The organism is Streptococcus lutetiensis, assembly GCF_900475675.1.
GTDB classification, from domain to species: domain Bacteria; phylum Bacillota; class Bacilli; order Lactobacillales; family Streptococcaceae; genus Streptococcus; species Streptococcus lutetiensis.
Genome location: NZ_LS483403.1, coordinates 1,130,778 through 1,145,992 on the forward strand (window position 1 = coordinate 1,130,778; position 15,215 = coordinate 1,145,992).

Consider the following 15,215-nt stretch of genomic DNA (forward strand, 5'->3'; position numbering starts at 1 on the left):
AAAAATCACTACTTCTGGTATTCTTGTTTTTTCACTTTTAGCAAAAATTAAAAAACAAAAGCATGAAATTTTACGTTTCTTTCCTGCAAAATAGGTGAGAAAAACTAACACTATAATAAAAAAGAATGCCCCAAGGACATCCTTTCATCTATATTATTTTTCTAAAGTTGCTGCGCGTTTTAGTGAAGCATCGATATTTTCACAAAGGTTTTCTTGACCAACTTTTTCAACAAAACCAGCTTTTTCCATTACGTGATAAGGTTGTTTATTCACGTGAGAAAGAATCAATGTCATGCCACGTTTTTGACAGATTTCAAGTGTTTCTTCAAGAGCTTCAAGTCCTGAAATATCCATAGCAGGGACGTTACGCATACGAAGAATCAAAACATTTTTATTTTTCCCTTCTTCATGAGTGAAGTTAAGGAAGTCATTGGCTGCACCGAAGAACAATGAACCGAAGATTTCATAAACAACTGTATTACTTGGAACATATTTCAAATCAGTGTTTTCTGGAAGTTCAGCATCATCAAGGCTATCTTTATCAATCCATTGACGAACTGCGGCAACGTCTGACATACGTTTAAGGAATAAGAAGGCAGCCAAAACCATACCAAATTCGATGGCTACAACAAGGTCAAAGAAGACTGTCAACACAAGTGTAATCACCAAGACAGCAATATCACTTTTAGGTGCTTTTTTGAGCATGTGAGCAAATGTACGCCAACCACTCATGTTATAAGCAACCATAATCAAGATTGAAGCAAGACAGCTCATTGGGATAAGTGATGCATAAGGCATCAAGAACAAGAGGATCAAGAGCAATGTCACAGCGTGAGCCATACCAGCGATTGGTGTACGACCACCATTTTTAACGTTGGCTGCTGTACGAGCGATAGCCCCTGTAGCAGGGATACCACCAAAGAGAGCAGACATCATGTTACCAACACCTTGTCCGACCAATTCAGCATTAGAACGGTGGTGACTACCAATCATACCATCTGAAACCACACATGAAAGAAGTGATTCGATAGAAGCTAAGATTGCAATAGTGAAGGCTGGTGAAATCATTTGACGGATAAGGCCAAATGACAATTCAGGCATTGTAAATGACGGTAAACCAGCTTTGATAGTGTACAAGTCCCCGATTGTCTTAACTGACATGTGACCAAATCCAACAAGAGCTGTTGTTACGATAATAGCAACAAGAGAACCTGGGATTTTTTGAGAAACTCGTGGCCAAAAGATTTGGATAAGCAAAGCAATCATACCAATCAAAAGCGTAGGCCAGTTAATGGTATTGATATGTTGAGCGTAAGCTACCATTTTCTCAACGAATTCAGCTGGAACAGCACCCATACTTAGTCCGAAGAAATCTTTTAATTGACCAACAAAGATTCCGATAGCGATACCTAATGTGAACCCTACTGTGATTGTTTTAGGGATGAATTTAATCAAATCTCCAAAACGAAGAAGCCCCATGATAATCATCATGATACCAGCTAAGAATGTTGCAATAGTAAGACCTGCCATACCATATTGAGCAATAATACCGTAGATGATAACAACAAATGCTGCAGTTGATCCACCGATTTGGACACGACTGCCACCTAAAAATGAAATAAAAAAACCTGCGACAACGGCAGTATAAAGACCTTGTTCTGGATTAACACCTGATGCAATCGCTAAGGCAATTGACAATGGTAAGGCAATGATTGCCACAATAATCCCCGCAACAAGGTCTTTTGCAAACTGCGCACCCGAATAATTTTTAAGAGTACTAAACAGTTTTGGCTTAATATAGTTAAAAGCGTCCATCTTTTCCTCCTACTTTTATTTGTTCTCATACCCTTACAAGAACTGACGTTACCATTTTATCACACCGAAAATTAGAATTCTAGGTCTCATCGTATAAAATAACTTAGTATTTGCGCATTTTTTGCCCATTATTCCATCAAAAACATTCTTAAGAATGAAAAAACATTTCAAACTTAAAAAAAGCGCTGCACGACGTTTTAGACCCTATTTTTGAAAATCGTCAAAAATACCATCTCAACTTTTCAGAATATTTTCCGAAATAAAAAATCTGAGATTCCCTCAGACTTCTTCTTTGTGGTTTTAGACAAATTTGCTTGATACATTGGCACCATTTTTCAGGATAAGATACCAAGAGTTCCTCGTAGCGATACTCTTGAGGGTGAATAATGGCATTTTTAAAATGATTATTATAGCGTTTCAAATATTTCTTTCCCATCTTCTGCGCGTAAAAAATGTGCACCTGACAGTCGCTGCTTTCTACATGACAAGGTAATGTGTAATTAAGTCAAAAAAATATTGATTAAAGAGCGATGTCTTGCTGACAAACTCCGTCCCTTTTACAAAGGAAAAAATTTCTTTTACATAAGAATCTGTATCAGATACTTTTTCAAAATAGCTATGCAGACATTTTGGCTTAAAGCACCCTTTTGTCACATATGGCCACATCAACTTAACCAAGAGTTTACTCTTCAAATAAGCAGGCAGGCGACCTGACTGGTCAAAATCAGAGGTGCAAATCACCGCATAAGATAACTGGATTTTTCTTCTTGCGACTAAATGTGCTACAAAAGTCCCACCAAGTGAGGAACCATAGATAGCTAACACTTTTCCCTAATAAGAATGCTTGATATGTACTTCAATCTTTTCAATTTCTGCTAAAACCGACGTGTAATCACTTCTGCCTTTCATATCAAATCCCGTGTAAGAAACAACAACGACAAAAAAATCTTCTATCAAACTAGGAATAACTTTTGCAAAGTTAGTATACCAGTGACACATGGTTCCTGGTAAGAAGATGATAATCGGTTTTGAAGAATCACCAAATTCATGACATAACATGACTAAACTTACACTCACCTTCTAAATTGACATCGACTCCCTAGCATTATATCACTTTATCAAGAAAAAAAGCTGTAACAACTTGTGCTACAGTCGATTTAACTTATCTATAATTTCTTAGTAGAGATTATGTTGCATGTTTTGATAATCTTTAAAGAGTTTCAAACAATCATCATGACCAAGCTGAACAAGGTAGTCTTCAGGGAGATTTTTTCGTCCTCCCATGAGCTCATCAAAGCGTTGGTCACAAAAACCAATCATGGCGTTATCAGCAATTGTACAACCATAATAAACTTTATCAATATTTGCCCAAAGACAAGCTGCTAGACACATTGGACACGGCTCTCCAGTTGTAAACAAACTTGTTCCTGACAAATCATGCGTGCTAAGCATTTGACATGCTGCTCTGATTGCCGTCACTTCTCCATGTGCCGTTGGATCGTGGTGAGCTAGGACCATGTTGTGTCCACTAGCAATGATCTTGCCATCTTTTACGATAACCGCACCAAAGGGGCCACCATCTCCTTTTTTAATCCCTTCGTAAGCCTCTTCAATAGCTTTTTGCATGTATTCATTATCCATATGGGGCGCCCCTTTCATATCTGTTAACTTAAGTATATCACACTTTTAAGAAAGCGTTATTATAAAAAATGATTTACATTATGTAATAGTAAGTCTTAAGTCCACAAAGAGGTGATAAACAAAGGTGAGCAATTTTCGCTTTTAACAAAACCACAATTTTCATAGAAATCAATCTCCTTATTGTAGTCAATCACAGCAATTCTCATAAAGGATTTGTATTTTTCTTTGACCAGTTGAATCAACTTACTTCCAATCGTGTGACCTTGATAGACAGGATCAACAAGCAAATAATGAATATAAACATTCATCACCCCATCATCCATGGCACAAATCATGCCAACTAATTGGTCGCCGTCCCATGCTGAATAAACAGTACTAAAATTCTGCATAGCAAGAACTAACTTTTCAGGGTAATGCCCCGAAGACCACTCCACCGAAAGGAACAGATGTTCCAAATCACTGCACTTGAAACTCTGGATAGATTTGTATTCAATATCAGCTGCCATACTATAACCTCTTTCTTTGGTCAGGTAATTCTTCTCGGTTAGTTATCACGCGCTTTAGTTTATGTCCTCAGTTAATTTGTCTGGTAAATGATGTAAATACATGTCAATGGCATCAGTATTTTTTTCAAGAACTGCCATTAAACCTCGATCTGGTTGTGAATGATTATCATGATAGTCAATCTCTCCAATATCATTAGGATAAAAAGCAAGTTTATCACCATCTAACGAAAACTCTGCTTGAACATTTTTCTTATTTCCTCTAGCATCTAGGCGAAGCCATTTTCCTATAGAATCAAGATAGACAGTATTAAGAGCATGGATGCAATAGCCCATATCTGGAGTAGTTCCAAGTATCAAGCGCTGATAAGAAAAAACTGATGGAGTACCATTAGCACGAAGTAGTGCTGCTAAAAGATTAGCTTTTGTCCAACAAATGCCAACCCCTTCACGAAGACAATCACTCGCTGAAACTGTCACGCGCTTATCTTTAACATCCCATGAATGGTGGATATCATCTCTCACAAAATGAAAAGTATTTTTTACCAAGTCAATTTGGTCACTACTTTTTTCCTTTAACTCAAGAGCATACTTTTAAATCTCAGGATTGTAATAGTCAACATACTTACTATCTTCTAAATAAGTTTGCTTCATAATCTCTCCTTTATCCCTTCAAATATTTTTCAATATAATCAAAAAATGGTCTCTTTTTGACATCGAAGACGTGGTTTTCATGCCATGTGTAGGATTCTTTTAAACTGATTGCTACTGGTGTCAAATCAGACAAGAGCTTTTTTTGCCTTTCAACATCTAAAAAGAACTCATAATCGTAAAAACTAAAGTAATTGCGCTGATTAACCTCACCAAAAACTTCGATGAATTCTGGAATTTTATTTCTGCAGGCATAGCAGAGCTTCACCCACTGGCGAGTACTTATAACTTCAGTATTTCCAACATTATAGAGGTGTTCTTTTGGCCGCTTTTCAATAATAGCTTCCATCATACGGCACAAATCCTTAATATAACGGTCACGCCTTCAACTTGTGTCTTGGTATTTCGGTTGAGCACATAGACGTCATAGCTTTTTTAACAAAGTAAGCCGCTGTATACTTGCTAACAAAAACTGTGCCCCCCGTTACAAGTACTGTTTTCATCCAGAAACCTCCTTTTTAATTATCAGAATATTATGATACTTTTGTTGTAGCAAAAAAAGACAGCACTAACAAAGAACAACTATTTTTTAGTTTTTATCTTGTATCATTCTTTAAAATATTCAAAAAACTGCAGCCAGAAAAGCTACAGTTTAACATCTTATTCTTTATAGATTCAATCGTCTGATAAACTACTCACCTTCATCATCGTCATCTTTGTCAATAAATAGTCCAACCATAACCCCAAAGGCAATACCAAGCGACATCCAAAGCCCAATATTATGTGTTAGAAAACCTATTCCTGCACCAATGGCTACTCCAAATCCCATACCAATTAAGATACCATTTCCTTTAGTCATAATATTGCCCTCCTAAAATCTAAAACTATAAGCGTTTTTCAAATCGAAACATTTCTGAACCTTCATCATCAGGATCTTTGTGATGGTTATTAAAAAATTCAACAATCTTAAACCCACAGCGATTCACATAAAAATGTGAGAGTGTTTGACACAAGCTTTAAAACTAGGTACTTTAGCCTCATTAGAAAACGGCAAATACCAAAGTTGAATATCATTATCAGCTTCATCTGCCACCTTAAAACCTTTGTAGGCTAAATACTTTGGATCAGCAAGAAAAGGTTTCTTCTTAGCAGCCGAAAGAATGCACAAGCCTTTCTTCCCTTTAGCTTTGCTATCAGCGATACAAGCCTCCAGCAAATCAGTCGAGTAACCATGCCCTTTTAAAGAACCCAAAACCCAGAGACAATCAATATATATGTAATCTTCTGTCTCAATAGGATTCCAAGCCTTTTCTGCAGGGATATACTCAATGAAACACTTGCCACGTTCAACATTTTTTAGAAAAACAAGTCCTTCATCAAAACGTTCAGATAGCCAAGCTTTTTTGGAGGATACCTGAGCATCTTTGGTGTTAGAAATAGCACAACAAATATGCTCTTTTTCCAAATTTTCCTTTGTCACCTGGATGTATTTCATAACCAATACCTCCTTTCCACTTAAGAAAACGTTATCACCCTTTGTTTTCATTGTAGCAAAATCAGATGATTATGACAAAAGAAAAACTAACCTTTGATAGGCTAGTTTCTTTTTTTCTTAGGTTCTGGTAGTTCTTCGTACACGGCTTGCAGCAAGCGGCTGAGTAAAGCTTTGTCATCAAGATGATCAACTAAAAGCATCTTTTTAGCACCATCATAGGGAAGTTCAAGCCTTGCTTCTGGTAATAAAGCAGTAGCAGACTTAGTGGGTTTAATCAAAAAACGATTGTCATAAATCCCACCAATGAGCTTACCACGATAATAAAGGATATATTCTCCCATGATTGCACGGTAGGAAATCTCTGGAATTTCTGAAAGCTTGTCTAATATAAAAACTAAGTATTCTTTACTCGATGCTATATCATTCACTCCTTAATCATAAGTTCTCCAAGAGCTCTTTCACATACAAATCTAGCTGGTTAATCGCATATCGACCGTGAGCCAGACCCGCTTTGATTTCCAAGCGACTGTCTGGTAAAAAATCATGTAAATACCTTGCTGAAGCAAGCATTCTCTTAGCTTCTTTTTCTCCAACAATGATACGAACACGCGCTGATGATTCTTTCAAACTTGGTTTTGCTTGATACAAGCTACTAGCCTTTGTAAATGCCATCAAGTTTTGTTTTGAAAGTTTCCTTGTGTCCTCGTAATAGTGCGCAAATAAATTAGCTCGCATACCAAGATAGCGAAACTGCCATTTGGCAAACCACTTCTTTCGTATCAAGTGTTATACATACTGAAATACTAACCTCTCATAGATTTCGGTCTCAGTGAAAAAACATTGCTTTAGTTGTTTTTCAAAATACAGAGTATCCAGAAATTTTCCTCTTTCAACACATGTGATATATCCATTTAATAACATCGATGAAATTATTCGCCTATTCTTTGATATTTCTTTATAAAAATCTGAACACCTACACATTTCTCTAGCCAAAACCATAAAAGCATCATGATTTAAGACATCTAGTGTATTTGCAAATATCAATAATTTGTAATATCCCCAGTATTCAACACTAAATAAATAATTTGTTAAATAAGATAAATTATCACTAGAATAATAAGTCTCTCCCGATAAATCTTGTAATCTAATTTTTAACAAAATAGTATTTATTTGATGAAATTTGCTCCACTTAGAATTTGACTCCATTTGTCTATAGAGTAATTTTTTCATACCTTCAACATCATGATTAGATACAAAACAATTAACCTTTAACAAAAGCTCACTTAATTCATCACGATGAAAGTCATAAACAGCATACATAAATTCCTCAATCGGTACATTAACCTCATCTAAAACAGCTAAAAACTTTGAAATTGTTAGATCAGTCTCACCATTTTCAAAACATGATAACTGAGATGTTGATATACCTGCTTTTACAACATTTTTTAGTCGTAATCCTCTAGATTCACGAAACTTTTTAAAAATTTTTCCAACTTTTTCATATTGCACCTCTGATATGCATATACGGGAGATTTCTTAATTTTCAGTATTTTATCATAAAATATAAAATGAAAGTGAGGAAATTTACATGAAAAACAATAGGTTATTAACTATATTACTTCTAGCCTTTGAAGGAATCATTATTATTGTTATGGGTTAATTGCTATTTGAAAAATAAAAAAGCGAAGGCATAACTACAATGTCTTCACTAAAATATTTTATACATAAAAGTATTTATTCAATACAATCCTACTTAATAATAGCTAAAAATAACCCTACTTCGCTGTTTCAGAAACTCATACAAGCAGTGATACTGCCTCAACATGGTGCGTATTTGGGAGTGAAACTATCCAGTGGATAGTTTCAGCAGCTTACCTTAAAATTCAAAAGCAAGCTAAATTCTTATTCTGCGTTTTTAACTAGTAAACTTACACATTCAGCATGTTTTGAGATGAATTCATAGCTATCAAGAAATATTGGCTCAAATGCTTTTATCGAAAATTCTCTCTGTGGAAACATATCCACAGAGGGCTTTCGTATGTGAGAACATATCAGTCAAAGTATGGATTTATTACATAGCTCCTCTAATACAGTTCTTAGGAAAAAATGCTTCCCAAACACTATCTTCCATACAAACTTAATTGGTTCACTACTTAAATATTTTTGACCTGGGATTTTAATACTTCATAACCTAATTTGTTGATAACATGTTCAATGTCTTTTATGGATACTTTTTCATCGTCAAATTCCACCCTCACCTTGCTTGAATTAAATAGTACTTTTAAACTCTCTTTACTTACCCCATCCAAAGATTTTACACCATTCTCTATTTTTTGCATACAAGACGGACATGTTAATGTTTCTAATTGAATCGTTGCTTTTTGCATTTTCTTCTCTCCTTTAGTTTATACCGATTTTATTATACTCGATTATTATCATCATTAAATTGATTTGCATCAACAGCTTAATTTGTTGTTTATTTTCATAGTTTGTAGCGTAGCAACCTCATGCCATTTAAAATGACCACTAATATGCTTGCTTCGTGTACTAACATTCCGATTGACATATTCATCCAATCACTAAAAAATACGCTGGCAAGAAGGACTAATACAACCCCTACTGCAATAATAATATTTTGAAGCATGTTATTAGCGGTTGCTTTTGTTAAACCTAATGCATGTGGCAAGCGGCTGAAATCTGAATTCATTAAAACAACATCTGAAGTTTCGATTGCTACATCTGTTCCATTTCCCATAGCAATTCCAATTTGTGCTAGAGCTAGTGAAGGACTATCATTTACTCCGTCCCCAACAAATGCAACAATTTGATCTCTTTCTTGCAGTACTTTAATATATGCTGATTTATCTTCCGGCAACATATGCCCGTGGGCCTCTGTAAGACCTAGTTCACGTGCTACTAAATCAACTGTTCCTTGGTTATCACCAGAAAGAACTACTAGATTTTTAACACCAAGTTTTTTCAACTTTTTAAGATCATCTTTTACACCCGGGCGAATTTGATCACGAATACCCATCAATGCTTTTAATTCACCATCAACTGATGTTAAAACAAGTGAATTTCCATCTTTCTCAAATCTGGCAATATCTGCACGAGCTTTTTCACTTAAAAGAATGTTTTCTTGCTCCATTAGTGCCACATTACCGACTGCAACTTTATGACCTTCTACATGAGCTACAATTCCTCCACCTTTTACAACATCTGTTTTTTCAATTGTATATAATTTTATATCTCCAATATATTCTACAACTGCTTTTGCTAATGGATGATCTGATTCCTTTTCAACACTTGCTAGATACCCTAATACTTCATATACATTATCTGCATAAATTTCTTTATCAGCTACTTTGGGATTTCCTATTGTTAATGTACCTGTTTTGTCAAATACCATGGTATCTAGTCTGCTAAAGTCACTAATAACCTCGCTACCTTTTAGAAGGACTCCATGACGTGCTCCATTGCCAATCCCCGCGACGTTTGAAACCGGTACACCGATTACCAATGCTCCTGGACATCCTAAAACTAATATTGTAATTGCAAGTTCAATATCCCTTGAAAATATCCATACAATAAAAGAGAGAACTAAAACAGCTGGTGTGTAGTATTTAGAAAATCTATCAATGAAACGTTCTGCTTCTGATTTTGAATCCTGTGCTTCTTCAACCAACTCAATGATTTTACCAAAAGTAGTATCCTCACCTACACGATCAGCAGTGATTTGAATAGTTCCATTTTCTAAAATTGTTCCGGCATATACCCCCGAATCTTTCTTTTTACTTACAGGAACCGCTTCTCCTGTAATACTTGCTTCATTAATATGCCCTTCTCCTGTTAACACTGTACCGTCAACTGGGATTTTTGCACCCGTTTTAACAAGCAAAATATCTCCTACATCAACTTCATCTATTTCTACTTCTTCAAACTCACCATTTTTCAGTTGCTTTAGAGCAACTTCAGGCGCCATTTCAGTTAATTCTTTTATTGCAGAACGTGTTTTATTCAGTGTTCTTTGTTCTAGATAAGCTCCAAATAGAAATAAAAAGGTAACAATTGCTGACTCCTTATAATTTCTAATTAGAAACGCGCCAATGACTGCAATGGTCACTAACACATCAATACTGACTACTTTAACTCTGAGTGCTTGATACGCTTGGATGGCAATCGGTATAACTCCTAAAACAGAGGCAATTATTAGTGACCATATGGCTATAGGTTCGTTTTGAAATCCTAATTTACTAACATATGCAATTATTATTAAAATTGCACTTACTATTGTAATATGATTCTTTCTTCCTAAAATTAATTTTTGCATATTCATACTCCTTCCTATTATGATTTTTATTAATTGTATCACTTGTTTCTTTTATGATTCATATGCTTTATCTAATTCTGCCAACAGGTTATATACTGCTTCATAGCTTTCACAAACATCCTCTGGAACTGTATAATTGTCTGTAATTTTACGTAACTTTACAAATTCATCTACTAAGTCAGGTTTTCCCCTTCCTGTATCTTTTAATTTTTTTGCAAGCTTATCATATACTTCACGAACTTGGTGAAATTCTGGATGATTGCCGCCATGAACTCGTGCTACAACTGGTACATACTGTGCTAATGTTTTTAAATGTATTTCCTTAACTTGATTAAAATCTAATTTTTTTGACATATTTTTTCCTTCTTTCTTTTTTTGGGGGTTGATTACATTATATAAGGGATTAAAAGATATTAACTTGATCTACATCAAGTTTGTTCTTTTTACGCAGAAAAATAGAACAGTTGGTATTTTTAAATTAATACCAACTGTTCTATTTTTTATTTTAAGATTATCTGCTATATCAGCAACAAACCATCTAAATCTAAAATCTCAATCTTTCTGTTTCTTTTTTGCTTTATATAACCTGCCTCTTCAAAATCAGCCAACGTTCTACTTATCGTTTCTGGTGTCGTTCCTAAATAAGAGGCTAAATCCTTTTTACTCATTGGTAATTCAATTTCTGTTGGACTATCTCCGCCATCTGTACACTCTGCAAGAAACAACGCTAATCTAGCCTCCACTTTCTCGGTGACAAATCTAGTTATTTGTTTTTCTGATATTTCCAGTCGGTTAGAAAACTCAGCTAAAATCTTCAAAGATATCGTAGGGTACTTTAATAAAAATTCTTGTAAGTCATTTTTACTAATCATACATACATCGGTATCAATCATCGCTTCTGCATACGCTTCATGGATTGATTCGCGAAACAGAGCTAATTCTCCTGTAAAATCTCCTGGATTTAAAATTCTCAATAATTGCTCTTTTCCAGACTCAGATAAACGGTAGATTCTAATTTTACCATTACTTACAACATATAAGACATTAGATGTATCTCCTTCTCGATAAAGCACTTCACCCTTTTTATATGAAATTGACTTCATGACTTTCATAATTTCTTCCATCTGTTCTTCTTCTAGATGATTAAAGATTGGAACAACACTGATACATGAAACCTGTGAACCTGCCTCATGTTTGTGATGATGAATGTGTGAGGAAGGATTATAGAGTTTTTTTCTTATATCTTGCTTGGAATCCTTTTTCGACATTCAGATACTCCTTTCATAACTTATTTTGGGACTTGTTTATTTATTTCCAAGTATTCATGAGTCTAGTAAATGCAAGTGAATTCATGTGGAATTCTTATTAGATTATCGCCTTAGCCTAGACTTTCCATTGTTTTTTTAGATGGCCTATTTCTTACTTAAGTCCTCGGATAAGGGAATACAATTCTGATTTTTTCACAGCCATTCATTTAACCTCTCTCATCTATTATGTGTTTTATATTTAGTATTCAGTAATATCTATACCTGCTTTTAATAATCTTTCATATCTCTCGTGGGAGATATGAACTGCTATAGGCTTCCCATTTTTCAAAACAAAAGCTGTTTTATCTTCCTTATCGATACCTAAATCCACATTTTTGCCAGCAATCTTTTCAACTCACCAAACCTATATTCAAATTCGTAAATCCGGTGAGTAATCCACCGCTCTTGGATAACTTCCCTCAAAGCAAAAATCCGTGATTATCCTTCCGGCTTAGAACCAGACCTCAAACCACGGAAAGCCTTTATTTGCTTATCTTATACACCCTTAATTATTCACCCTTGACATCAATACTACCGTCTCAACATGGTGTGTATTCGGGAACAAATCCACTGGCTGTACTTTTTGGAGTTTGTAGCCGAATTCTTGGTAGAGCTTGATGTCACGCGCCATGGTTGCTGGGTTACATGAGATGTAAGTAACTTTTTCTGGCTGCATAGCTACGCTTGCTTTGATGAAGTTTTCTGTCAAACCTTTACGTGGTGGGTCAACCAAGATAACGCTTGGTTTGATACCATTTTTACTCCATGTTGCCATAGCATGCTCTGCTGAATCTGCCACATAATGCGCATTGGTAATGCCATTAAGCGCAGCATTGCGTTTTGCATCTTCAACAGCTTCTTCAATCACTTCAACACCGTAAACTGCTTTAACATTTTTCGCAAATGAAAGACCGATAGTTCCAATACCAGAATAAGCATCAATCACGATATCATCAGCTGTCAAATCAGAAAAATCAATGGCTATTTGGTAAAGTTTTTCAGCCATTTCAGTGTTCACTTGATAGAATGAACGTGCTGAAATTTCATATTGATTGCCAAGCATGCTGTCAACAATCGTGTCTTTACCATAAAGCGTTCTAAATTCCTTGCCGAAAATGGCATTGGTATTTTTATCGTTAATGTTTTGGATGATTGATTTCACCGCTGGAAATTCTACGACAATTTTTTCGATGATTTGCTCGATGCGGAAAATTTTCGGACGTGTTGTGACAAAAACAAGCATCATTTCACCAGAGTAGTGTCCACGACGAACCATCAAGGTACGAATTAAACCAGTTTCCTCTTTTTCATCGTATGGTTTAAGGTCAAAACGACGAAGCAAATCACGGGTGAAATTAATCAAACGGTCAATTTCTTTATTTTGAATGTAAAAATCAGAAATTGGCATCAAGTCATGTGAATGTTTGCGGAAAAAGCCAGTTTCCAACTGCCCATTAACACGACGAACTGGTACTTGTGCTTTGTTACGGTAGGCGTAAGGATGCTCCATCCCAAGTGTTTCTAACACTTCAACATCTGAAATACCAGCTGTTTTGTACAAGTTATCAGCAACTTGTTTGCGTTTGAATTTCAACTGTTCAGCGTAAGCCAAGTGTCCAAAATCCGCAATTCCTGTACGCAAGTAATCCACATTCAAATCTTGGTTACGGTGTTTAGAAATAGTGAGGTATTCTTCAACCTTACCAAAACCAATATTTTTCTTCACTTTCAAGACGCGCATCTTGATTTTTTCACCTGGAAGAGCATTTTCAACAAAAAAGACGAAGCCATCAACTTTGGCAACCCCTGCTCCTTCGTGTGATAAATCTGTGATTTCAACCTCTACAATGCTATTTTTTTCTAACATATTTTCCTTTCATGCCTGACTTATATAAGCCATCAGTAATACCTTATTCTCGGTTTCTTCACTATAAAAAATAGAGAAGCTTAACTGCCTCTCTATTATATCATATTATTAACGTAGCCCAAGGTCCTTCAACTCTTTTTGATATTTATTGAAATCAATAGCAATTCCAAGACCACCATACATATCGTAATCATCGGTCCAGTCGCCTTCCGCAGGAACTGTCTTTTGCTCAATTCCTTTTTGACCACTTGTTACCACACCCAAACCTTCTTTGATAAGAAATGGATAAGAAATATTAGTTGAGGTGAGGGTATAGATTTTGCCGATTGCTGCTGAGCCTGTAAAGAGTTTTGAAGGATCTTTAATTTGATTGACGATTGCTGAAACCACTTGTTGTTGACGTTGTGTACGACCATAATCGCCATCATCATCCTTACGAAAACGCGCATAATTTAGCAAAGTTCGTCCATCCATGCGTTGTTGACCAACTTCAATGGTCTGATTAGGAACACTACCATCTGCTTGTATGTTAAGGTCATCTGGTACTTCAACCGATGACACTTCTTGACCATCAACCGTACCAAACTTGGCATCTATCTTTACGCCTTTTGGAAAGAGCGTATTGATAGCTTCTGCGAAGGTTTCAAAATCAACCATGACATAATACTTGACGTTAATATCAAAATTATCCTTCAAGGTTTTGCGCATGAGCTCAGCACCTTGACGGTCATCTTGTTCACCAATGTTAAATGCCACATTTAGCTTTTGGTCATTAGCATAGTCATTATAGCTGACACCATTAATATTCACCAAAGTATCACGCATGAAGCTAACTAGTTTAACTTTACCTTCTTTGTTGCCAATATTCATCACCATGATGGTATCTGTTCTAGCATCAGATGAGCCTTGCGAAATCCGCTTATCACTGCCAAGAATCAAAATATTAGTCCCGTCACGACTATCTTGACCGTTAAAAGGTTCTACCACTGCAGCAGAATAATTCGTCTCGCCACTAGAAACTTCGTGAACCCCATGATAAAACATGTAAACCATGCCAATCATAACAATAACAACTAAGAAACCACAAAATTGCAAAAAATGCTTAAAACGTTTTTTATGGTTCTTCTTTTTGGGCTTCTTTGCTTTGGTCGCCTTAGGTTCTTCGTGTGCGATTCCTTCGTAATAATCTAAATAAGAAGTTTGCTTTTTTGACTTTTTCTTTCGCTTTGAAGAACGTGACTTTTTTGCCTGCGGATATTTTGGCAGACCTTGTGAAGTGACTTGATTATCATAATCATCATAATCATCGTCATAGTCATCATCGTAGTAATCATAATACTCATAATAGTCACCATAATCGTCATAACGCTCATAATTTGGCTCTTTATTGGCAGACGAAGGATATCCAGATGACATCTCTCGCATAATCATCTGCTTTTTATGATAGAGATAACCAAATTCTTCCTTTTGCTGCGGATTTAGATATTCTAAATTTCGCAAAAGGTATTCATATCTTAATTCTTCATGTCGACTTAATTTATCTTGTGCCATATCTCATACCACTCTTTCAATCTAGCTATACTAAAGTCAGTACAAGTTTAACGAA

The 15,215-nt window shown here is 35.6% G+C and carries 16 protein-coding genes and 2 pseudogenes; all 18 read right to left on the reverse strand.

Annotated elements, in window-relative coordinates:
* Window positions 1-153 precede the first annotated feature (153 nt).
* Window positions 154-1,815 carry a SulP family inorganic anion transporter gene (locus tag DQN23_RS05730; RefSeq protein WP_111712899.1) on the reverse strand — a complete coding sequence of 554 codons (1,662 nt, stop codon included), beginning with the start codon at window positions 1,813-1,815 and terminating at the stop codon, window positions 154-156.
* A gap of 477 nt (window positions 1,816-2,292) precedes the next feature.
* On the reverse strand, window positions 2,293-2,640 hold the full coding sequence (locus DQN23_RS05735) for a hypothetical protein (protein ID WP_111712900.1): 348 nt from the start codon (window positions 2,638-2,640) through the stop codon (window positions 2,293-2,295).
* A 6-nt stretch (window positions 2,641-2,646) separates the two neighbouring features.
* Window positions 2,647-2,874 carry an alpha/beta fold hydrolase gene (locus DQN23_RS05740; protein WP_111712901.1) on the reverse strand — a complete coding sequence of 76 codons (228 nt, stop codon included), beginning with the start codon at window positions 2,872-2,874 and terminating at the stop codon, window positions 2,647-2,649.
* Window positions 2,875-2,991: 117 nt separating this feature from the next.
* Complete coding sequence (locus tag DQN23_RS05745; protein WP_111712902.1) at window positions 2,992-3,456, reverse strand: nucleoside deaminase; 465 nt, start codon at window positions 3,454-3,456, stop codon at window positions 2,992-2,994.
* Window positions 3,457-3,551: 95 nt separating this feature from the next.
* Window positions 3,552-3,962 carry a GNAT family N-acetyltransferase gene (locus DQN23_RS05750; protein ID WP_111712903.1) on the reverse strand — a complete coding sequence of 137 codons (411 nt, stop codon included), beginning with the start codon at window positions 3,960-3,962 and terminating at the stop codon, window positions 3,552-3,554.
* Between the two features lie 54 nt (window positions 3,963-4,016).
* Window positions 4,017-4,535 (reverse strand): annotated as a pseudogene (locus DQN23_RS05755) (transglutaminase domain-containing protein); the annotation flags it as partial.
* Window positions 4,536-4,623: 88 nt separating this feature from the next.
* Entirely contained in the window at window positions 4,624-4,962 is a 339-nt protein-coding gene (locus tag DQN23_RS05760) for a hypothetical protein (RefSeq protein WP_118100783.1), read from the reverse strand.
* A 339-nt stretch (window positions 4,963-5,301) separates the two neighbouring features.
* Entirely contained in the window at window positions 5,302-5,469 is a 168-nt protein-coding gene (locus DQN23_RS09070) for a hypothetical protein (protein WP_006532590.1), read from the reverse strand.
* A gap of 123 nt (window positions 5,470-5,592) precedes the next feature.
* Window positions 5,593-6,156, reverse strand: a complete 564-nt coding sequence (locus tag DQN23_RS05770; RefSeq protein WP_214257410.1) for a GNAT family N-acetyltransferase — start codon at window positions 6,154-6,156, stop codon at window positions 5,593-5,595.
* Between the two features lie 50 nt (window positions 6,157-6,206).
* Window positions 6,207-6,524, reverse strand: a complete 318-nt coding sequence (locus tag DQN23_RS05775; protein ID WP_111713086.1) for a TfoX/Sxy family protein — start codon at window positions 6,522-6,524, stop codon at window positions 6,207-6,209.
* A gap of 16 nt (window positions 6,525-6,540) precedes the next feature.
* Window positions 6,541-6,888 (reverse strand): hypothetical protein, encoded by a 348-nt coding sequence (locus DQN23_RS05780; RefSeq protein ID WP_233422860.1) that lies wholly within the window; start codon window positions 6,886-6,888, stop codon window positions 6,541-6,543.
* 9 nt (window positions 6,889-6,897) lie between these two features.
* A pseudogene (locus tag DQN23_RS05785) lies at window positions 6,898-7,614 on the reverse strand (Rgg family transcriptional regulator); the annotation flags it as partial.
* A 644-nt stretch (window positions 7,615-8,258) separates the two neighbouring features.
* Window positions 8,259-8,492, reverse strand: a complete 234-nt coding sequence (locus DQN23_RS05790) for a heavy-metal-associated domain-containing protein (RefSeq protein ID WP_020917042.1) — start codon at window positions 8,490-8,492, stop codon at window positions 8,259-8,261.
* A gap of 95 nt (window positions 8,493-8,587) precedes the next feature.
* The gene (locus tag DQN23_RS05795) at window positions 8,588-10,435 is read right to left on the reverse strand and encodes a heavy metal translocating P-type ATPase (protein ID WP_111713087.1); all 1,848 of its coding nucleotides are present in this window, start codon (window positions 10,433-10,435) and stop codon (window positions 8,588-8,590) included.
* Between the two features lie 51 nt (window positions 10,436-10,486).
* Window positions 10,487-10,789 (reverse strand): hypothetical protein, encoded by a 303-nt coding sequence (locus DQN23_RS05800; RefSeq protein ID WP_020917044.1) that lies wholly within the window; start codon window positions 10,787-10,789, stop codon window positions 10,487-10,489.
* 164 nt (window positions 10,790-10,953) lie between these two features.
* Window positions 10,954-11,703: a Crp/Fnr family transcriptional regulator gene (locus DQN23_RS05805; RefSeq protein ID WP_058814072.1), complete on the reverse strand. Its 750-nt coding sequence runs from the start codon at window positions 11,701-11,703 to the stop codon at window positions 10,954-10,956.
* A gap of 544 nt (window positions 11,704-12,247) precedes the next feature.
* On the reverse strand, window positions 12,248-13,609 hold the full coding sequence (rlmD, locus tag DQN23_RS05810; RefSeq protein ID WP_111712906.1) for a 23S rRNA (uracil(1939)-C(5))-methyltransferase RlmD: 1,362 nt from the start codon (window positions 13,607-13,609) through the stop codon (window positions 12,248-12,250).
* 108 nt (window positions 13,610-13,717) lie between these two features.
* The gene (locus DQN23_RS05815; RefSeq protein WP_111712907.1) at window positions 13,718-15,160 is read right to left on the reverse strand and encodes an LCP family protein; all 1,443 of its coding nucleotides are present in this window, start codon (window positions 15,158-15,160) and stop codon (window positions 13,718-13,720) included.
* Between the last annotated feature and the right edge of the window lie 55 nt (window positions 15,161-15,215).

Excerpts from the sequence above, each read along its gene's own strand:
- DQN23_RS05790 (WP_020917042.1), bottom strand. The coding sequence starts at position 8,492 with ATGCAAAAAGCAACGATTCAATTAGAAACATTAACATGTCCGTCTTGT.
- DQN23_RS05750 (WP_111712903.1), bottom strand. The coding sequence starts at position 3,962 with ATGGCAGCTGATATTGAATACAAATCTATCCAGAGTTTCAAGTGCAGT.
- DQN23_RS05740 (WP_111712901.1), bottom strand. The coding sequence starts at position 2,874 with ATGTTATGTCATGAATTTGGTGATTCTTCAAAACCGATTATCATCTTC.
- DQN23_RS05760 (WP_118100783.1), bottom strand. The coding sequence starts at position 4,962 with ATGATGGAAGCTATTATTGAAAAGCGGCCAAAAGAACACCTCTATAAT.
- DQN23_RS05795 (WP_111713087.1), bottom strand. The coding sequence starts at position 10,435 with ATGCAAAAATTAATTTTAGGAAGAAAGAATCATATTACAATAGTAAGT.
- DQN23_RS05730 (WP_111712899.1), bottom strand. The coding sequence starts at position 1,815 with ATGGACGCTTTTAACTATATTAAGCCAAAACTGTTTAGTACTCTTAAA.
- DQN23_RS05805 (WP_058814072.1), bottom strand. The coding sequence starts at position 11,703 with ATGTCGAAAAAGGATTCCAAGCAAGATATAAGAAAAAAACTCTATAAT.
- rlmD (WP_111712906.1), bottom strand. The coding sequence starts at position 13,609 with ATGTTAGAAAAAAATAGCATTGTAGAGGTTGAAATCACAGATTTATCA.
- DQN23_RS05745 (WP_111712902.1), bottom strand. The coding sequence starts at position 3,456 with ATGGATAATGAATACATGCAAAAAGCTATTGAAGAGGCTTACGAAGGG.
- DQN23_RS05770 (WP_214257410.1), bottom strand. The coding sequence starts at position 6,156 with ATGAAAACAAAGGGTGATAACGTTTTCTTAAGTGGAAAGGAGGTATTG.
- DQN23_RS05815 (WP_111712907.1), bottom strand. The coding sequence starts at position 15,160 with ATGGCACAAGATAAATTAAGTCGACATGAAGAATTAAGATATGAATAC.
- DQN23_RS05800 (WP_020917044.1), bottom strand. The coding sequence starts at position 10,789 with ATGTCAAAAAAATTAGATTTTAATCAAGTTAAGGAAATACATTTAAAA.
- DQN23_RS09070 (WP_006532590.1), bottom strand. The coding sequence starts at position 5,469 with ATGACTAAAGGAAATGGTATCTTAATTGGTATGGGATTTGGAGTAGCC.